The 17,723-nt window shown below is 32.7% G+C and carries 21 protein-coding genes; 7 read left to right on the top strand and 14 right to left on the bottom strand.

Going from position 1 to position 17,723, the window contains the following annotated elements; translation table 11 throughout:
• The first annotated feature begins 72 nt into the window (after positions 1 to 72).
• Both NE054_RS02930 and NE054_RS02925 read left to right on the top strand, forming a co-directional pair.
• Positions 73 to 672: a S1 RNA-binding domain-containing protein gene (locus NE054_RS02930; RefSeq protein WP_297888249.1), complete on the top strand. Its 600-nt coding sequence runs from the start codon at positions 73 to 75 to the stop codon at positions 670 to 672.
• 278 nt (positions 673 to 950) lie between these two features.
• Positions 951 to 1,562: a superoxide dismutase gene (locus NE054_RS02925; protein WP_297888251.1), complete on the top strand. Its 612-nt coding sequence runs from the start codon at positions 951 to 953 to the stop codon at positions 1,560 to 1,562.
• A 32-nt stretch (positions 1,563 to 1,594) separates the two neighbouring features.
• Here NE054_RS02925 and NE054_RS02920 read toward each other — a convergent pair whose 3' ends face one another.
• The 9 genes from NE054_RS02920 to NE054_RS02880 all read right to left on the bottom strand — a co-directional run bounded on the left by NE054_RS02920 (position 1,595) and on the right by NE054_RS02880 (position 9,617).
• A complete protein-coding gene (locus NE054_RS02920; protein WP_297888247.1) occupies positions 1,595 to 1,942 on the bottom strand; it encodes an iron-sulfur cluster assembly accessory protein in 348 nt (115 codons plus the stop codon).
• 68 nt (positions 1,943 to 2,010) lie between these two features.
• Complete coding sequence (sppA, locus tag NE054_RS02915) at positions 2,011 to 2,835, bottom strand: signal peptide peptidase SppA (protein ID WP_297888244.1); 825 nt, start codon at positions 2,833 to 2,835, stop codon at positions 2,011 to 2,013.
• A 15-nt stretch (positions 2,836 to 2,850) separates the two neighbouring features.
• Positions 2,851 to 3,954, bottom strand: a complete 1,104-nt coding sequence (gene proB, locus NE054_RS02910) for a glutamate 5-kinase (RefSeq protein ID WP_297888241.1) — start codon at positions 3,952 to 3,954, stop codon at positions 2,851 to 2,853.
• Between the two features lie 3 nt (positions 3,955 to 3,957).
• A complete protein-coding gene (locus NE054_RS02905) occupies positions 3,958 to 4,716 on the bottom strand; it encodes a tRNA (adenine-N1)-methyltransferase (RefSeq protein ID WP_297888239.1) in 759 nt (252 codons plus the stop codon).
• Positions 4,713 to 5,369, bottom strand: a complete 657-nt coding sequence (locus tag NE054_RS02900; RefSeq protein WP_297888236.1) for a hypothetical protein — start codon at positions 5,367 to 5,369, stop codon at positions 4,713 to 4,715. The genes NE054_RS02905 and NE054_RS02900 overlap by 4 nt, the downstream gene beginning before the upstream one ends.
• A gap of 25 nt (positions 5,370 to 5,394) precedes the next feature.
• A complete protein-coding gene (locus NE054_RS02895) occupies positions 5,395 to 7,917 on the bottom strand; it encodes a cation-transporting P-type ATPase (RefSeq protein ID WP_297888233.1) in 2,523 nt (840 codons plus the stop codon).
• Positions 7,910 to 8,140: a hypothetical protein gene (locus tag NE054_RS02890; RefSeq protein ID WP_297888229.1), complete on the bottom strand. Its 231-nt coding sequence runs from the start codon at positions 8,138 to 8,140 to the stop codon at positions 7,910 to 7,912. The genes NE054_RS02895 and NE054_RS02890 overlap by 8 nt, the downstream gene beginning before the upstream one ends.
• 9 nt (positions 8,141 to 8,149) lie before the next feature.
• Entirely contained in the window at positions 8,150 to 9,043 is an 894-nt protein-coding gene (locus tag NE054_RS02885) for a tyrosine-type recombinase/integrase (RefSeq protein WP_297888226.1), read from the bottom strand.
• A gap of 4 nt (positions 9,044 to 9,047) precedes the next feature.
• Positions 9,048 to 9,617, bottom strand: coding sequence for a UbiX family flavin prenyltransferase (locus NE054_RS02880; protein ID WP_297888225.1), 570 nt, complete (start codon positions 9,615 to 9,617; stop codon positions 9,048 to 9,050).
• A gap of 114 nt (positions 9,618 to 9,731) precedes the next feature.
• Here NE054_RS02880 and NE054_RS02875 point away from each other — a divergent pair, with 114 nt between their 5' ends.
• From NE054_RS02875 to lptB, 5 genes are read left to right on the top strand one after another with little or no spacing between them, the layout of a single operon-like run.
• Complete coding sequence (locus NE054_RS02875) at positions 9,732 to 10,202, top strand: RsmD family RNA methyltransferase (protein WP_297888224.1); 471 nt, start codon at positions 9,732 to 9,734, stop codon at positions 10,200 to 10,202.
• Positions 10,199 to 10,687 carry a pantetheine-phosphate adenylyltransferase gene (gene coaD, locus NE054_RS02870; protein WP_297888222.1) on the top strand — a complete coding sequence of 163 codons (489 nt, stop codon included), beginning with the start codon at positions 10,199 to 10,201 and terminating at the stop codon, positions 10,685 to 10,687. Before NE054_RS02875 ends, coaD begins: the two co-directional genes overlap by 4 nt.
• On the top strand, positions 10,684 to 11,166 hold the full coding sequence (locus NE054_RS02865; RefSeq protein WP_297888219.1) for a hypothetical protein: 483 nt from the start codon (positions 10,684 to 10,686) through the stop codon (positions 11,164 to 11,166). Before coaD ends, NE054_RS02865 begins: the two co-directional genes overlap by 4 nt.
• The gene (gene holA, locus NE054_RS02860) at positions 11,163 to 12,155 is read left to right on the top strand and encodes a DNA polymerase III subunit delta (RefSeq protein WP_297888217.1); all 993 of its coding nucleotides are present in this window, start codon (positions 11,163 to 11,165) and stop codon (positions 12,153 to 12,155) included. Before NE054_RS02865 ends, holA begins: the two co-directional genes overlap by 4 nt.
• A 5-nt stretch (positions 12,156 to 12,160) precedes the next feature.
• On the top strand, positions 12,161 to 12,892 hold the full coding sequence (gene lptB, locus NE054_RS02855; RefSeq protein ID WP_297888214.1) for an LPS export ABC transporter ATP-binding protein: 732 nt from the start codon (positions 12,161 to 12,163) through the stop codon (positions 12,890 to 12,892).
• Positions 12,893 to 12,894: 2 nt separating this feature from the next.
• Here the strand turns inward: lptB and NE054_RS02850 are convergent, their stop codons facing one another.
• Genes NE054_RS02850 through NE054_RS02830 form a run of 5 tightly spaced genes read right to left on the bottom strand, consistent with a single transcriptional unit; the run spans position 12,895 to position 17,601 of the window.
• Entirely contained in the window at positions 12,895 to 13,248 is a 354-nt protein-coding gene (locus NE054_RS02850; protein WP_297888211.1) for a DUF6394 family protein, read from the bottom strand.
• On the bottom strand, positions 13,245 to 14,378 hold the full coding sequence (locus NE054_RS02845) for a TrkA C-terminal domain-containing protein (protein WP_297888208.1): 1,134 nt from the start codon (positions 14,376 to 14,378) through the stop codon (positions 13,245 to 13,247). The genes NE054_RS02850 and NE054_RS02845 overlap by 4 nt, the downstream gene beginning before the upstream one ends.
• A gap of 1 nt (position 14,379) precedes the next feature.
• Positions 14,380 to 15,012: a riboflavin synthase gene (locus NE054_RS02840; protein ID WP_297888205.1), complete on the bottom strand. Its 633-nt coding sequence runs from the start codon at positions 15,010 to 15,012 to the stop codon at positions 14,380 to 14,382.
• Between the two features lie 2 nt (positions 15,013 to 15,014).
• Positions 15,015 to 16,652, bottom strand: a complete 1,638-nt coding sequence (locus NE054_RS02835; protein WP_297888202.1) for a lytic transglycosylase domain-containing protein — start codon at positions 16,650 to 16,652, stop codon at positions 15,015 to 15,017.
• The gene (locus NE054_RS02830) at positions 16,645 to 17,601 is read right to left on the bottom strand and encodes an RluA family pseudouridine synthase (protein ID WP_297888198.1); all 957 of its coding nucleotides are present in this window, start codon (positions 17,599 to 17,601) and stop codon (positions 16,645 to 16,647) included. The genes NE054_RS02835 and NE054_RS02830 overlap by 8 nt, the downstream gene beginning before the upstream one ends.
• Between the last annotated feature and the right edge of the window lie 122 nt (positions 17,602 to 17,723).

Below are 17,723 nucleotides of genomic sequence, written 5' to 3'. Positions count from 1 at the left end.
CCATAGAGGTAGAACCATTAGATTCTAAAATATCTGAAACTACTCTTATTACATAGGGAAAATCTTCTTCAGATGGACATAAAGGTAAAAGGTTTAACAAGAGAAATATTAGAAAAAGCCCTAAAGCAAGCAAAGGAAGGAAGAAACTATATATTAGACCTTATGTATCAAGCAATACCAGAACCTCGTAAAGAAATCTCACCATACGCTCCTACCGTTACAACATTAAGAGTTTTACCGGATAAAATAAGTGTAATAATAGGACCATCTGGAAAAAATATTAAGAAAATTATAGAAGAGACTAAAGTAAAAATAGACATAGACCCTGAAGGATTGGTAAGAATCTACGCTCCATCTAAAGAATCTGCTGATGCAGCTGTTAAGATGATTAATGAACTGATAATGGATGTAGAAGTGGGTGAAGTTTACATGGGTAAAGTTACAAGAGTAGAAGATTATGGAGCTTTTGTTGAACTATTCCCGGGAAGATTGTCGTTATTACATGTATCTCAAATATCCGGAGAAAGATTAAGGTCTGCGAAAGATGTAATAAAGGTTGGAGATATCTTAAAAGTAAAAGCTATAGAGATAGATGACCAAGGAAGAGTTAAAGTTTCTTTAAAAGATGTTCCGGAAAACGTGGAACCAAAAAATAAATTCCTTTTTGAATAAATCTTTCTGAGGGTTTCATTCCCTCTTTTATTCCCTTTACATCAAAACTATTTCATCATCAGAAAATCAAAAATTTTTGAAAATGACTATTATCATAGTAAAGGTTTCATACTAGCTTTACTCTTTTTTAAAAACTGGAGGTTTTAATGGATAGAAGAGAATTTTTAAAAATTACTGGAATATCATTAGCTTTAAGTAGCAATAGTTTATTTTCTATGGAAATTTTAGAAAAAGAAGAAAGACAAGCAAAATTTAAATCTAAACCAGGAGGTGCTAAAATGAAAGTAGTAAAACTTCAACCAAAAGACCATCTAAAACCAAAAGGTTTAGTTGGTATATCGGATGAGCAGATTGAAGTTCATTTTGAGGCTCATTACAAAGGTTATGTCGCTAAGTACAACGAAATTCAAGAAAAACTTGCTTCAGATTTTGCAGATAGGTCAAAAGCAAACCAAAATTACTCGGAATACAGAGCTTTAAAAGTGGAAGAAAGTTTTAACTACATGGGTGTTGTACTACATGAGCTTTATTTTGAAAATCTAGTAGGTGGTGGTAAAGGTTCTCCATCTACTGAGTTAAAAAAAGCTATTGAGGAACATTTTGGTTCTGTTGATAACTGCCTTAATGAGATAAAAGCAACTGGTATCGCTTGTAGAGGTTGGGCTACTTTATCTTACGATATGTACAACAAAATGTTGTTTGTAAATGGATTTGATGCTCATAACCAGTATGGTTTTGTTTATTCAGTTCCATTGATTGTTCTTGATGTGTATGAACACGCTTACTACGTAGACCAGAAAAATAAAAGACCTCCCTACATTGATGCTTTCTTTAAGAATTTAAACTGGGATGTTATAAACGAAAGGTTTAATAGAGCTGTTAAAGCTTAAATTTTAAAAGGGGCTTAAAAGCCCCTTTTTTATTATCCACAAGAGAAAGAGCTACCACAACCGCAAGAACTAGCTGCGTTTGGATTTTTAATTGTAAATCCACCACCCATAAAGTCCATTACATAATCCAACACAGCACCGTTTATGTAAGGTGCGCTAAATTCGTCTATTGCGATTTTTACACCGTAGTCTGCTTCCACTACCTTGTCGTTTTCAGAGATTTCATCATCAAATCCCATAGCGTATTGGAATCCAGAACATCCTCCAGGAACTACTCTAACCCTTAATATTGGGTTTTCTATTTGGTTCTCGTCTGCTATTCTTTTGATTTCTTTAGCAGCCGTTTCTGTAACGATGAAGTTAACTGTTTGTGTTTGCATATCAAAACCTCCTAAATTAAATTTTCATATAAATTATCCTATCTTTAATCTTTTAGTTATGATATCTGTCAGAAAGATAGGAGATAGTATATTCCGGATTTAGGTTTTTCCACTGGGAATTTAGAGTTTAAAAGTTCTTGAAGTAAAGGTTTTTGTGGTTTTATCTCTATTACTGGCGTATCATCCGGAAGTTTTGCAAGTTTTTTAGCTTCTTTTACTGCATCTTGTATGTTTCCAAGCTTATCAACAAGTCCGAGTTTTTGGGCTTCTCTACCACTGAAAACTCTTCCATCTGCGTAACTTCTTAAAACTTCTTTCTTTATAGGTCTATACTTTACTATCGCATCTAAAAACTGGTCGTAAACATCCATAACTGTTTGTTCTAAAAGTTGTTTTTGCTCAGGTGTCAAAGATTTTGTTGGATAGAGAATATCTTTATTTTCTCCACTTTTTATTGTGTTTACTTTTACTCCAATTTTGTTTAAAATTTCGCTTAAATCAACTTGTTGAATTATGACACCAATGCTTCCAGTAATTGTTCCTGGATTTGCATATATAACGTTAGCTGGAGCAGATATGTAATACCCTCCCGATGCTGCAACATTTCCCATTGACACAACCACCGGCTTTTTTTCTCTTAATTTTTCAATGGCTCTGTATATTTCTTGAGATGCTCCAACTGCACCTCCCGGGCTATCAACAGCTATAACTACAGCTTTTATAGATTCATCTTTTTCTATCTGACTAAGATTTGATACAGTTTCCATTGAATCCATAATTGTGTCATTTACTTTTATAAGAGCGATTTTCGGCTGGGCACTGTATCTAATAACAGATATAAGATAAAAAATTACTCCAATCACTATCAAACCTATTAGAATTTTTTTCTTCATTGGTTTCACCTCTTTTTAGTAAATTACCAAATTATCTCGGTGAACAGCTTCTTCTATATCTTTTCCAAGTATCTTTGATGCTTCTGTTGTTTTTAAACCTTTTATTTTTTTCAAATCCTTATAGTTTAAATTTACAATCCCTTTTCCTAAAATTATACCTTCTTCGTTAACTATTGCAACCGTATCTTTTACATCAAATATACCTTCCACCTCTTTTATTCCACTTGGCAAAAGACTTTTTCCTTCTTTTAAGGCTTTTTCTGCTCCTTTGTCCACTACGATTCTACCTTTTGGTGAAGATAGTAATGCAAGCCAACTTTTTTTACCGGACATTTTCTTTTGTTTAGATGGGTGTATGAATGTTCCTATCTCTTGACCTGTAAGGATTTTTTCTAAAATATCTTCTGTTTTTGGAGAAATTATCACTGGAATAGAGTGGCTAACTGCTATTTTCGCCGCTTCCAATTTACTTCTCATTCCACCGGTTCCAAACTTTGATTTTGAAGATTTTGCAAAGTTTATCGCTGAATCTAAATCTTTTACCTCTGCTATAAGTTTTGCTTGTGGGTTGGTAGGGTCATCTGTGTAAAGTCCACCGGCTGTTGAGATTATAACAAGTAAATCAGCATCTGCCAAAACTGACACATGGGCAGCTAAGTAATCGTTATCTCCAAATACTATCTCTTCTACAGCAATGGCGTCGTTTTCGTTTATTATAGGTACTACTTTAAACTCTATCAGTTTGTTCAAAGTTTCTTTTGCATAGAGATACCTTTTTCTGTCTTGTAGTCCTTCTATTGTAAGGAGCATCTGTCCTATGATGATATCTTTTTGAGAAAATATCTTATCGTAGATTTGCATAAGGTAAGCTTGCCCTACACTTGCTATAGCTTGCTTTTCTGTTATGGTTTTTGGTTTTGATGGTAGTTTTAGCTTTTTTATCCCAGCTAACACTGCTCCCGATGATACGATTATAAACTCTTTATCCGGATATTTTTTTATCTGATTTGCAAGGCTATAAATAAAATCTGTGTCTATATCGTTATCTTTTTCAAGGATTTGAGAGCCTATTTTAACAACAATTCTTTTAGCTTTTTCTATAAGTTTACTTTTTTCCATCTTTTATCCGTTTTTTGCAAAAATTAAGTATCCTGTATGGGCTACCATTCTATCCTCTGGTCTTAACCTGTCTGGTACAGGCTTGTATTGTCTTTGAAGTATCTCTTCAACTTCTATATCTACAAAATCAAGTTTTTTAAGCTCTCTTAAAACTTCTACTATCTGGTTTGTTGTTGGGACCAAAAAGCCTATCATCGCACCTTTTTTTAGAACTTTTTTTACATTTTCAATGTAAAGCCAGGGCTCTCTTACATCAATAAACGCTGCATCAAAATCTTTTTCTTCTATAGGTTGTGATAGGTCTTGTAAATGTGGTACCACAATGTGGTCAAGTTTTGCAAGTTGAAGATTTTTTAATGCGTTTTTTAAAAATTTTTCTTCTTTTTCGTAGGCGTGTATTCTTCCATCTGGATTTAGAGCGTTTGCCATTACTATTGTAAGACCACCGCTTCCTATTCCGGATTCTAAAACTTTCATCCCGGATGTGAGACCAAGTTTTAGTGTTATGTATGCGGAGTCTTTTGGATATATTATCTGGGTGTGTCTTTTTATTCCGTACATTATAATTTCATAAAGTGTAGGTTTAAGTAAAAGAAACTCCTCACCTTTGTGGGTAAGGACTGTATCTCCGTAATTTTTTCCTATTATATCGTTAAACTTTATTGTTCCTTTGTGGGTAGAAAACTCCTCATCTTTTTTAACTACAACAAAAAATGAGTCCTTCTTCCCTTTTAAATAAACGGTATCTCCTTCTTTTATCATTTTTTGTGGGAAAGTAGTTGTAAAGATAACTCTTTGTTGTTGTAAAGGTCTATCGAGTAATTATCCCAAAATACACAAGTTCCTCCCGCTATAAAACATCCTCCGGAAGGGTCTTGATATCTTGCAAATAAGATTTTCTCTTTTCCAAGAAGAGATTTAGCTGTATCTTCGGCATGAATCATAGGCATCACGTTATCACCTGTAATTGTGAGGCTGTCTGTACAAGCTAAAACAACTTTATTTATACCTTTTTCTTTCATCTTTTCAGATGTTTTTGTGGTTGTTATTAAAAGGTTATCGTTGTCATAGTTGTTTACATCGTCCGTTATTATATCTCCATTGAACTTTATACCAAACCTTTGAGACATGGTGTTACAGGTATCTGCTATTTTATCTTCATTTTTGTAGTATGCGAATATTCCTACTTTTTTACCTTTTTTTACCAGTTCTTCTATAAAGTCAACCTCTTGGCTTTTAAACGGTATTTCCGGATAGTTAAAAATTATCACATCGTAGTTAGAAAACCTTTCAAACTCGTCAACTTCTTCTACCAAGATATCGTTTTCTTTTGCGTACTTTTGAAGTTTTGAAAAGTAGTAGTGGTCCGATATTATAAACTCCTGATGGGTAGTACTCCAAGCAACCTTAACCAAGTTTTAACCTCCTAAGTTTTTTAAGTTAAATATTATACAATTTTTTAAATATAAAGAACTCTATCCATTTCCGGATTTCTAAGAACCCGAAAATTCCAACGAAAGTAATAACCGGATATATCCAATCACTTAACTCTATCGAAGTACAGTGTAAAACATCTGGGAAGATGTAAATTGCTGATAGTTGCAATGGAATACCAATAAATATAACAGCTAAGAATATATAAGGATTGTTTTTAAAGTTATCTAAAGGTTTATAGAAAAATGGTTGTTCTCTTACTATTTGAAATCCATGTGCCCACTGAGAAAAAACTACTCCAGTAAACACTATTGTAATTGCTTTCTCTAACGGATAATCACTCTTTAGAAGATACAGGAATACTGCCAAATTCAATAACGCCATAAAGAAAGCAAAAGAGAACACTCTAAACAACTGAATTTTGTCTAAAAACCATTCAGAGAAAGTTTTGGGTTTTAGATAAAAAATCCATTTTTCTTCCTTCGATAAAACGAGAGTTTTATCCTGAATTCCATCTGTTATAAGATTTACCCATAGTATCTGAGTTGCATAGATAGGTTGAGGTAAAGCCAACATAAAAGCAAAAAATAGAAGCACAATCTCTCCCATACTTGTAGATACGAGATACAAAATAACTTTTCGTAAGTTGTGAGATATAGTCCTTCCTATTTTTATAGCTTCAACTATTACGGACAAATCCCTCTCCATTAAAACCATTTTTGCAACGGATTTTGTGGCTTGAGAGCCTTCGTTCATAGCGATTCCAAGGTCGGCTGCTTTTACAGCTGGCATATCGTTAACACCATCTCCCATCATAACCACTTCTTCACCTGCTGATTGTAAAATCCTTACGACTCTAAACTTATCTTCCGGAGTGGCTCTTGCTATAACCGACACTTTATAGAGGAGAGATTTAAGACTTTCATCGTCGTATTTTTCTAAATCTTTCCCTTCTAACGCTATTTTCCCTTCATCATGTATTCCTACCATTTTTGCAACTGTTTTTGCAGTTTTTAAATTATCTCCTGTAATCATGATTATATTTATTCCGGCTTTTTTAGCAGCGTTGACAGCCTGAACTGCTGTTTCTTTTGGCGGGTCTAAAAATCCTATTAAGCCTATAAGCTTTATTTTTACCTTTGTAATGTCTTGGATGGGTCCATGTACTTTTGAATATCCAAACGCTAAAACTCTAAGCCCACTTTCTGCCATCTCATCGTGTACTTTTCTTAAACTGTCTAAATCTTCCACATTTTCAGTCAACTTTTCTAAGCTCTCAAAAGCTCCTTTTATAAAAAGGATATCCTCATCTTTTACTTTATGTATAGATGCCATTAGTTTTAATTTTGTGTCAAATGGGTAAAGCCATAACCTTGGATATTTTTCTCTTAAATTTATATAATCGTATCCTTGATTCTCTAACCATCTAAGCATTGCTACTTCTATCGGGTCTCCTCTCTCTATGTCAGAATCGTTGCAAAGAGCAAAAACTAAATGGTTGATACTATCTTCTAAAGAGTATATTTTTTCAACAGTTAACTTGTTTTCGGTAATGGTTCCAGTTTTATCCGTACATATAAATGTAGCACTACCAAGTGCTTCAACTGCCGGAAGTTGTCTTATTAAAACTTTTCTTTTGTAGAGTGTTATGGCACCTATAACCAGGGCAATTGTAATAACGATAGGTAGTCCTTCCGGAACGGCGGATACAAGCTGAGCTATGATTAACATTACTAACTTCTCAATATCTCTGCCTTGCATTAAACCTACTATGAATATTAACAATAGTATTGAGATTATTACAACTAAAAGTTTTTTAGAAAAGCTTCTTATAGTTCTTGTAAGAGGAGTTTCTCTTTCTTTGATTTTTATCTTACTGTAAATCCTTCCTACTTCTGTGTTTAAACCTACAGCAAACACAACTCCTTTTCCTATGCCTTTTACTACATACGTTCCTCCAAATCCGATGTTTACCCTTTCGTATATAGGAGTATCTTCTGGTAAAACCTTTTCAGCAAATTTTTCAACAGGAATAGACTCTCCTGTTAGGATAGATTCGTCAACTAGTACATTATTCGTCTCTATGAAACGAATATCAGCAGGTATCAAATCTCCCTCTTTAACTATAACGATATCACCAATAGTTATATCTTCAGATGATATTTCTACAATTTTTCCATCTCTTATTACTTTTACAGTTGGAACAGATAACTGTAAAAGCTCTTTTATCTTAACTTTAGCTTTATACTCTTGATAAAAACCAATCATTCCATTTATCAAAACTATACCAATTATAAAAAAGAAATCTTTGGCTTCTCCTATGTATAGGGCTATAACTGATGCGAGTATTAGAATAACTATCAATGGACTTGTAAATTGTCTTAAAAATATTTTTAATACGTTTTCTTCTTCTAACTCTATCTTATTTTTTCCATAAACCTTTAGCCTTTTTTGAGCTTCTTCCGACGTTAATCCTTTTAAAGAAGAATCAACTTCTTTTAAAACCTCTTCTACACCTTTGTTATGCATTGTTGTTTTTATTTTCTCTTTCTCTTTGGATATTTTCTTGGTTTTTCTTAACAAACCACATACTCGCTCCAAACATAATAGCTACTCCTATTATTATGATAATACCTTCTACGAACGAGTTTGCATTACAAAATACACCAAAAGATGAGTAAGGGTCACACTGTTTTAAATCTGAAATGTCTAATGGGTTTTTCTCTTGAACTGATAAAATTAGGTTAAGCATAACACCACCTCACAAATCTATATTTTCCGATAATGCTTTTGTTGCTTTTAAAAGCTGTTTTTGACCTACTTTTGCGTATCTTGCAGTTGTGATTGGAGAAGCGTGACCTAAAAGTTCCTGTATGACTCTCAGTTCTGCTCCGGATGCCAAAGCCATAGTTGCTGCTGTGTGTCTCAATTTATGTGGGTGTAAACTTGTGGAGAGTTTTTTCCCAAGATTTTTAATCTTTCTCCATAGAGTGTGGTAAGTAATTGGAAATATAGGTGTTTGGTTGTCTATATAGGGGCTGACTTCTTTTAGATACTCAACCAGTATATGAAGTGGTTTTCCTGTAATTGGAACTTCCCTCTCTTTATCTCCTTTACCTACCACCCTTATGTATGCGATGTCTTCTTCCTGTAATCCTTCCTCTAAGATTTTGTCTATTCCAAAGGTTTGTCCTTGTCTTTCTACTAAAATATTTTTCTTTTTTATACTCAAAAGTTCAGATGACCTTAATCCGGTTGTCAAAAGTAAAACAACTATGGTTTTGTCTTGTAAGTTGTCTATGTGGTTTAACAGTAATTTTATTTCTTCGTTTGATAAAGAGGAAGGAATTCTCTGGGATACTTTTGGTCTGTGAGATTTTGTTATAGGTGAAATACTTACAAGTTCTAAATCTATAAGGTATTGGTATAGAGAGTTTAAAGTGGCAAGTTTTCTGGCAATCGTTGAAGATTTTCTCTTTTGAGACTGTAGTACCATCCGGAATTTTGCAACATCGGATTTTGAAACTTTATCTACGTCTTTATCTCCAACAATTTTTATAAACTGGTTTAAATCAACTTTATAATTCTTAACAGTGTTTGGAGATTTATCTGCTATGTAAGATAAAAAAAGTTCTACACATTCGGATATTTTCATCTTTTTAACCTTCCCATCTTTTATAAAGGTTGTGTTCCACTTCGAAAATGTCTAAAACTTTACCAACAACAAAGTTTATCATATCATCAACTGTTTTTGGTTTATGATAAAATCCAGGAGAAGCCGGAGCAACTATACCTCCAGCCAACATAACCTTTTTCATGTTCTCCACATGAATCAGAGAAAATGGCATTTCTCTTATCAAGAGAAGTAACCTTTTCCTCTCTTTTAAGGCAACATCACATACCCGCTGAATAAGATTACTACTTAATCCATTTGCAACTGCTGCCAACGTATCCATGGAACAAGGAGCCACTATAACACCTTGTGTTTTTGTCAAGTAAGAACCACTTGATACAGAAGCTGCTATGTTTTTGTTGGATATTACTTCTACATTTGAGTTTAAACTTTTTAAAAATTCAGTTTTTTTTATGTTCTCTTCTTTCTCCATAACGATGTAAGCAGCATCGGACACAATAAGATGTACAAAATGACTCTTAGATAGCTCTTCTACCAATCTTCTACCGTATACAAAACCACTTGCTCCCGTTATTCCAACCACAAACTTTTTCATCTTAAAAATATAATAACACAAACCCAAATTATCAATTTTAACTGCTTAAACAAAGTCAATATTTTTTCTAAAAAGTTTTACATTTTAAGGATTTTTTGTTAAACTATATTCACAATGAAAGATTTAAGACCCACTTCAAACTTAGTATTACAGGCTTTGTTCAACATTCTTTACTCTGTAAAAGGTAAAGATTTTTTAGACCTTTTCTCTGGGACAGGACAGGTTGGTTTGAAAGCATTAGAAAAAGGTGCAAAATCTGTTACTTTTGTTGAGATAGAGAAAAAAAGAGTAGAAGATATAAAGAAGAAGATAAAGAATTACGAAAATGTAAGGTTTTATTCTGTTGATGTAATAAAATTTTTAAAAAATACAGATAAAACTTTTGATATAATCTTTGCAGACCCTCCTTACGACTATAAATTTTATGATAAACTTATAGAGTTATCTTTTAACGTTTTAAGAGAAGGTGGAACCTTGATAGTAGAACACAGAAGTAATGTGGATTTGAGTAAAACATTACCGGATTACTTTAAAGAAAGCAGAAAATACGGTGATACGGTAATATCCTTTTGGAGAAAAGAATGACAACGAAAATATGTGTTTATCCGGGTACATTTGACCCTGTACATTTAGGACATCTGGATATAGTGGAAAGAGCACTTAACATATTTGAAGCAGTCGTAGTTGCAATAGCGGAAAACCCTAAGAAAAAACCATTTTTTTCATTAGAAGAAAGGGTAAAAATGTTCCAAGACGCTGTAAGTAAATACAAAGGAAGAGTAATAGTTGAAGGGTTTTCCGGATTGTTGGTAAACTTTATGAAAAGATACAACACAAAAATCATAATCAGGGGAGTTAGACTTTTTACGGACTTTGAGTACGAACTTCAAATAGCAATGACAAACTACAAACTTGACAAAGTGGAGACATTCTTTATGATGCCTCAACAAGAATTGATACATATAAGCTCTTCAATAGTGAAAGATGTTGCCTTACACGGTGGTGATGTTAGCAATATGGTAACCCCCTATGTTAAAAGTATGCTGGAAGAAAAGGTAAGAAAAATATGAAAAAAATTTTAACAGTTTTTGCTGTTTTGATTTTAAGTAGCTGTGGTTTAAAAAGTTATCATGGATATAAACCATCCGAACCAAAAAATGTATGTTTTAAGGATTTTCAGATAAACACTCCTGAGCCAACTTTGAAAGATATACTCTACAAAAATATAAGTGATGCTGTTTTACAATCTGGAAACAAACTTGAATGTGGAGAAAAAGTTGACTACAACCTTTATGCATATCTAAGCGATATAAGATTTTACAGTATAGGGTATTCTCCTTCCCAAAGGGCAAACGTTTATGCTGTTGAAATAAAGCTATCTATTAAAGTAGAAGACACAAAAGGGAACATTTCAACAGATAGAACTATAAGAGAAAAAACCCAGTACGTTGGAACTGGATTAAGGTCAGACTTTGAAAAAAGATATGCGTATGAAGAGCTTGGCAACCTTGTAAAGGTAAGGATATTTTCCATACTATCTGAGCTATGAACGAGTTAAAAATACAACAACTTCTAAAAGAGTTTGATTTAACAAAACTAAAACCGTTAGTGTTTATCTACGGAAACGAAGGTACACCCAAAAATCTATTACTTGAAAAAATTAAATCTGTTATGACCGTATATGTTTTTTGGGGAGATGAACTTGATTTTAAAACTTTTTTAAACGAGATAGGTACAAAGTCATTGTTTCAGAACGAAAGAGTCATTGTAATTCGTCAATTTGAAGATTTTGTAAGTAAGTTAAAAAAAGACGAGACACAGTTGTTTTTAGAAAAGATAAAAAAAGTAAATTTGCCTTTGAGAGTTTTATTTATATCATCTGTTGAAAAAATACCATCTTCAGAACCTTATAAAACGTTAATCTCTGTAGCTGATGTTGTAATATCAAACAAATTAACACCATCCGCATTTTACACATCAATAAAAAATAAACTTCAAAGGGAAGGTAAAAATATATCCCAAGAAAATCTTCAATACCTTGTATCTCTGTTAAACAATGACCTTACACTGGCAAAAAACGAGATAGAAAAACTCCTTTTGTACACAGCAGACAAAAAAGAGATAACAAAAGAAGACATAGATGCAGTTATAACACCAAAATTTGAAGAAAATGTTTTCATTTTTTTAAACAGTTTCTTTAAAAAAGAAAAGAATGCGTTAAAAATGGCTCTAAATCTTATAGAAAACTCAGCTCATCCTTTTGAATTACAGAGTTTAATTTTATCTCAACTGGAAAAAGCTTTATACTATAAATCTTTAATAGAAGAAGGACTTTCTCCGGAAGAAGCTTTTTTAAAAGTTGGAATAACAGCTCCTATTCAAAAGTCAAACATAAACAACATATTAAAGTCAAGAAATCAGAAAGAGCTGGAAAACATGCTTCAAAATCTTTACAACCTTGAAATACAACAAAAAGTTTTTTACCAAGACCCTGTTGAAAAGTTTATAGAATTTCTTTTAAAAAATCTGGTAGAATAAAGTTTATGGAAAAATCAAAATTAGAACTTAAAGAGATAGAAAAAAGTTTTAAGGGAAGAACGGTAGTATCCGGAGTTTCTCTGTACGCTCAAGAAGGAGAGATAGTAGGACTTCTTGGACCAAACGGAGCTGGAAAAACTACTACTTTCAAATGTTTACTTGGATTTTTAAAACCGGATAAAGGAAGTGTCATTTTAAACAAAGAAGACATAACACATCTACCTGTTTACGAAAGGGCAAAAAAAGGTATAAGTTTTCTACCTCAGGAATCATCAATTTTCAGAGATTTAACGGTCTGGGAAAATCTTATGATGTTTTTAGAGTTTCAAGATATATCCTATCCGGAAATGGAAAGAAAAGCAAAAGATTTGTTAGAAGAGTTTCACATCCTACATCTAAAAGACCAAAAGGCATCAACATTATCCGGTGGAGAGAGAAGAAGGTTGGAGATAGCAAGAAGCTTAATAGTAAATCCTTCATTTTTGCTTTTAGATGAACCTTTTGCAGGAGTTGACCCAGTTTCAGTAAAAGATATAAACAACCTTATAAAATCTCTTGTAGCAAAAGATATAGGTGTGATAATAACAGACCACAATGTAAGAGAAACATTAAAAATAACGGATAGGGCTTACATAATAGCCCATGGAAAAGTCATAGCCGAAGGTACACCACAGGAGATTGTAGAAAACCAAGAAGTAAGAAAAGTATTTTTAGGTGAGGATTTTATCTTGGTTTAGCGTTAATAGCTGTCCTCCTGTTTTCTGTATTCCATAACCATTTCAATGAATAACAGTACTATAGATATAACATTTGCAACCGCTGCACCTATTGCAAGACCTATCGCTAAGTCAGTATGAGTTTGAGAAAAGTATAAAAAAGCAGCCGGAATGAGATGTAAGTCCGCAACCAAAGCTGTAGCTAAAAGTTCTGCTGATAGTATTTTTTTTGCTCCAAATTTAAGAACTGTAGCTATAAGATTAACACCTATCGCTACAACGAGCTGATAAGGGTCGTGACTAAAAATAAACCCTACGTTTGAAGTTAAAGCTAAAAATATAAAAAAGTCTGACCAAACTTTTCCCCAGTTTATCATGGACTTACCTCCTGTGGTTTATTTAGATAAGTTTTTGCTTTTTCTATGTTTTCAGGTTTTCCTAATAAAAGTAGCGTGTATCCGGATTTTATAACGGATTCTCCGCTTGGAGCTATATCCATTTTACCATTAGGTTTTACGATAGCAACGACGGTTGTACCTGTATTTTTTCTTAAATGTATGTCTTTTAAAGCTTTTCCTGCAACCCAAGAATTTTCATCAATATGAACTTCAGTAATATCTATATCCATCTTTTCTCCAAAAGCTATCTTATTTAGGAAGTTTGAAACCAAAGGAGATGGTGGATGTAGTACCAAGGATACGATTCTTTTTCCAATTGTTTGTTGAGGAATTATAACTTCGTTTGCACCAAGTAACTTCATCTTTTCTGCAGAACCTTCCGTTGTTGCGGTAGCAAATATGTAAAAGTTGTTTCTATCTGGCATTATAAGTCTTGCGGTTACTATAACCGCTAAATCTTGTGTGTTTTCTTCGAAGGCTGTTATGATTCCCCGTGCTCTTTCTATAAAAGCTCCCAAAAGAACTGCTCTTTTGTGTGGTTCATCAAGTATAAAGTAAACAGGATTAAAGTTTTCTATCTCTTCTTTTTTCCTTTTATCCGGCTCTATAAGTACAAAAGGAATGTTCCTTTTTTTAAAATCATTCATTATCTCTTTTGTTATCTCGTTAAAAGGTGTGATTATAAAATGGTCTTTAATGTTTTCCATCTCTTTATACATCCTCCAGTATTTGTATATTTTCCCAAGATTGCTTGTTGTCAGAACTTGAATAGTCTTAACAAGACCGTACATATAACCTGCCGGAAAAGCAAAAAGTATGTAAATAGATGTTATAAGTCTGTTTAAGGTTAAATTATCCGTTCCATAACCTTCAGTATAACCTATGGTTGATATTGAAATAACCGTATGGAAAAAGTAGTTTACAACACTCTCTCCATCGGTTTTGTTATTTACAATCATAAAGAGTAGTACTCCCACTGTACTAACGAAAATGACAACCATTAGAGGAAGTTTTAACTGCCCTAAAACATCGTAAAACTTCTCTTCGTATATGTACCTGTAATTTATGGGTTTTACTTTTCCGTAATGAGGTGTTTTTTGTTTTTCCATTTTACCAGTTTTCTAACAAATTTTTAAGCCTTTCATCTGGATTATACCATTTTCCAATCATCTTCGCAACATACTTACCTAAGATATCAAACTCTATATTTACTACATCGTTCGGTTTTCGGTATTTTAGGTTTGTGTTTTCTAAGGTGTGGGGTATTATGTTAAGGTCGATTACATTTTGATTTAAGTAGTTGATTGTTAGACTTATACCATCTATCGCTATTGAGCCTTTTTCTATAACAAGATTGCTGTATTCTATTGGAAAACTTATCTTAACATTCGTATGACTTCCCAAAGGTGTTATGGATAGTATAATTCCGGTTGTGTCTACATGTCCTTGAACTATGTGTCCTCCAAGACGAGACTGTGGAGTTAAAGCCCTTTCAAGATTTACAAAATCTCCTACTTTTATGTAAGAAAAATTACTTCTTTTTATAGTTTCATTTGATACATCAAAAACCGCAACATCCTTTTCCATCTCTACAACCGTTAGACAAACTCCGTTTACAGCTATACTATCTCCTAAGTTGGTATTTTCTAAAACTTTTTTACACTCTATTTTTAATCTCATTCCATCGTAATTTTTTGTTATGGTTTTTACTTTTCCTACTTCTTCTATCAATCCTGTAAACATCTTTACTCTCCTATCGATTTGTAAATAATGTAGTTCCTTAAAACTTTCTTAACATAATCTCTTGTTTCATCGTAGGGGTAAAACTCTATGAACTCTGCTAAGTCTTGTGGCTTGTTTTTATCTAAGAATTTTTTTACAGCGTTTTCTCCGGAATTGTAAGAAGCAAACACGTAAACAAGCTCACCGTTAAACATGTTTATCAATCTTGATAAATACCATACGGAGAACTTTACACTTAAATCCGGATTAAAAAGGTCCGTCATATCAAAACCTTCTACTTTTAGATTTTCAGCGGTCCATTTGGCAGTTTTAGGAATAAACTGAGTAAGTCCTACAGCATTAGACCAAGATATAGCGTAAGGGTCAAAAAAACTTTCCTGTTTTATGATAGCATAAACGATATTTTCCATCTCTTTGTCTTGAAGTCTCAAAAACGGTTTTACATAACTACATTGAGAGTTTTGACCGAAACATTTAACAGCAACTTCAGCCATAATACTGTACAACCTTTCACATGGTTTTGATTTTATATAGTAATTTCCTTCAATGTAGGCAAGTTTGTACTCCTGATTTTTTAAGTTTTTTATAGTAATGGCAACATTATCCGCAGGCATAGAGCATTTTTTCGTTTTCTCCAAATCCGGATTGATTTTGTTTTTGTAATAAATCAAAGCTAAATAAGGAGAAATATCTTCCGGTTTTAATTTTTCCTTAGGAATGGTTAATTCCCCATTTTCCAACAAAGACTGCCAGTACAGTATTTGATACAAATCTTTTGAATGTTGTTTATATCTGTTTAGATAGTATTTTGCCAATTCTTTATCTTTTGTTTTATAAAAGTACAAAAACTTAAGCCAGACTAAATCCGGCGGTAGTTCTTCATAACTTTCAATCAATTCTGTATAAAATAAAAACTCATCGTAGTTTTGACTATAAAAAGACTTTTTTGCCCTTTTGGTTAAAAATTCTAAATATTTATCAACCTTGTTTTTTTGAAGTAGATAATCTAAATAAATCTTTTCGTATTCTTGGTTTAGGTTAGCTATGATGGATAAGGCTTTCTCGTAATATTGGCTTGAAGGTTGGATGTTTAAAAAATAATTAATCTTTTGGTCTTTCTCTTTGGAGATTTTTACTAAAAAGTAGTTTATCGTGTTTTCATCTTCAATGGTTGATAGTAGATACTTCGCTTTTTCGTAATGTTTGTTTTTTATACAGTTTTCGACAGATTTTTCCTTCTCTTCTACAGATAGAAACTCCATCATTTCTAAGTACGCTTTGTACCCGTAGTAAGTATAACAGTAATTTATAGCTAAATTTTTTAAACTTTCGTTGTTATTTTTTATTTTACCGTTTATATAAAGGTAAAAGGGATAATCATCCTTTAAAAGTGCTTTAGAATCAATAAGGTTTAAAAATTTTTCGGCTTTTTCTAAGTTGTTTTGATAATAAAAATACGAAGCCATCTTTAAGGCTATGTAACTACTTAATGCAAACTCTCTGTTTTTTTGTATTTCTGATAAGGTATTACTATCGTCTAAACTATCAAAATCTGATTTGTAAATGTTTATCAAATCATTATAATCTGCCTTTGCATAAAAAAGGGTTAAAAGTACAAATAAAAATATTTTCTTAATCATTTAATCTCTCTATCAGGTAAGGTAAGGGGTCTGGTAGGTTTTCGAGATTTACACTTATCTCTTTTTTTGACCTTGGATGTTTAAATGTTAAACTGTATGCAACCAATGCATGGTAATCTAACATATCTGAAAGTTGTTTTGCAAGGGAAGAAGTTAGTTTACTTTTCTTAAAGCCGTAGACTTCATCGTTTAAAAGTGGATGCCCTATAGCAGAAAAATGGACTCTTATCTGGTGAGTTCTACCGGTATGAAGTTTTATATCTACCATTGTAAGATTGTGCTTTTCCCATTTTTTTTCTACCCAATACTCCGTTAAAGCATCTCTAAGGTTTGTTGCAACTGTTCCCATCTTTTGCCTATCGAATAGGGACCTTCCTATAGGTAAATCTATAATACCATAATCTTTTTTTGGTATTCCTACGATGATAGCTTTGTATTTTTTATCTATTTCTCGGTTTTGAAACATCTTTTGAAGTTCTTTATGTGCAAACTCTGACTTTGCTACGACTATTAATCCGGCTGTATCTTTGTCTAACCTGTGGACTATTCCGGCTCTTTCCTTTCCTTGATACATAGATACGTTTTTAAAGTGATACAGTAAAGCGTTTACAAGTGTTCCACTGGTATGACCAACAGAAGGATGGACTACCATTTTTGGGGGTTTATAGACTACCGCTAAATCTTCATCTTCGTAGTATATGTTTAAAGGAATATTTTCCGGCTCTACTTCCAATGGTTGAGGAGGTGGTATTATAACTGTATAAGTTTCATTTTGTTTTACTTTTATTGATGATTTTTTTACAGGTTGTTCGTTTTTTAATACAAATCCTTTCTCTACCAAATCCTGATAAAAAGACCTTGAGTACTCTGGATATACTTTTGATAAAAATTGGTCTAACCTTAACCCTTCGTACCCTTCATTCACTTCAAAATTTAAAATTTCTTCCATCTGAAATATTTTATAAAATAAAATTAAGATTTTCAAATATTGATTATTTAACCCTAATTTCCAATTCGAAAAAAAGATGAAATAAAAAACCTCCAGTGGTATCATAAAGTAAAACTACCACT

Origin of the sequence: Sulfurihydrogenibium sp., assembly GCF_027448985.1 — a bacterium.
GTDB lineage: Bacteria > Aquificota > Aquificia > Aquificales > Hydrogenothermaceae > Sulfurihydrogenibium.
Note: the sequence above shows the minus strand (reverse complement) of the source record. Positions and strands in the feature narration are given on the sequence as shown.

Excerpts from the sequence above, each read along its gene's own strand:
- NE054_RS02930 (WP_297888249.1), top strand. The coding sequence starts at position 73 with ATGGACATAAAGGTAAAAGGTTTAACAAGAGAAATATTAGAAAAAGCC.
- NE054_RS02925 (WP_297888251.1), top strand. The coding sequence starts at position 951 with ATGAAAGTAGTAAAACTTCAACCAAAAGACCATCTAAAACCAAAAGGT.
- NE054_RS02920 (WP_297888247.1), bottom strand. The coding sequence starts at position 1,942 with ATGCAAACACAAACAGTTAACTTCATCGTTACAGAAACGGCTGCTAAA.
- sppA (WP_297888244.1), bottom strand. The coding sequence starts at position 2,835 with ATGAAGAAAAAAATTCTAATAGGTTTGATAGTGATTGGAGTAATTTTT.
- proB (WP_297888241.1), bottom strand. The coding sequence starts at position 3,954 with ATGGAAAAAAGTAAACTTATAGAAAAAGCTAAAAGAATTGTTGTTAAA.
- NE054_RS02905 (WP_297888239.1), bottom strand. The coding sequence starts at position 4,716 with ATGATAAAAGAAGGAGATACCGTTTATTTAAAAGGGAAGAAGGACTCA.
- NE054_RS02895 (WP_297888233.1), bottom strand. The coding sequence starts at position 7,917 with ATGCATAACAAAGGTGTAGAAGAGGTTTTAAAAGAAGTTGATTCTTCT.
- NE054_RS02890 (WP_297888229.1), bottom strand. The coding sequence starts at position 8,140 with ATGCTTAACCTAATTTTATCAGTTCAAGAGAAAAACCCATTAGACATT.
- NE054_RS02885 (WP_297888226.1), bottom strand. The coding sequence starts at position 9,043 with ATGAAAATATCCGAATGTGTAGAACTTTTTTTATCTTACATAGCAGAT.
- NE054_RS02880 (WP_297888225.1), bottom strand. The coding sequence starts at position 9,617 with ATGAAAAAGTTTGTGGTTGGAATAACGGGAGCAAGTGGTTTTGTATAC.
- NE054_RS02875 (WP_297888224.1), top strand. The coding sequence starts at position 9,732 with ATGAAAGATTTAAGACCCACTTCAAACTTAGTATTACAGGCTTTGTTC.
- coaD (WP_297888222.1), top strand. The coding sequence starts at position 10,199 with ATGACAACGAAAATATGTGTTTATCCGGGTACATTTGACCCTGTACAT.
- NE054_RS02865 (WP_297888219.1), top strand. The coding sequence starts at position 10,684 with ATGAAAAAAATTTTAACAGTTTTTGCTGTTTTGATTTTAAGTAGCTGT.
- holA (WP_297888217.1), top strand. The coding sequence starts at position 11,163 with ATGAACGAGTTAAAAATACAACAACTTCTAAAAGAGTTTGATTTAACA.
- lptB (WP_297888214.1), top strand. The coding sequence starts at position 12,161 with ATGGAAAAATCAAAATTAGAACTTAAAGAGATAGAAAAAAGTTTTAAG.
- NE054_RS02850 (WP_297888211.1), bottom strand. The coding sequence starts at position 13,248 with ATGATAAACTGGGGAAAAGTTTGGTCAGACTTTTTTATATTTTTAGCT.
- NE054_RS02845 (WP_297888208.1), bottom strand. The coding sequence starts at position 14,378 with ATGGAAAAACAAAAAACACCTCATTACGGAAAAGTAAAACCCATAAAT.
- NE054_RS02840 (WP_297888205.1), bottom strand. The coding sequence starts at position 15,012 with ATGTTTACAGGATTGATAGAAGAAGTAGGAAAAGTAAAAACCATAACA.
- NE054_RS02835 (WP_297888202.1), bottom strand. The coding sequence starts at position 16,652 with ATGATTAAGAAAATATTTTTATTTGTACTTTTAACCCTTTTTTATGCA.
- NE054_RS02830 (WP_297888198.1), bottom strand. The coding sequence starts at position 17,601 with ATGGAAGAAATTTTAAATTTTGAAGTGAATGAAGGGTACGAAGGGTTA.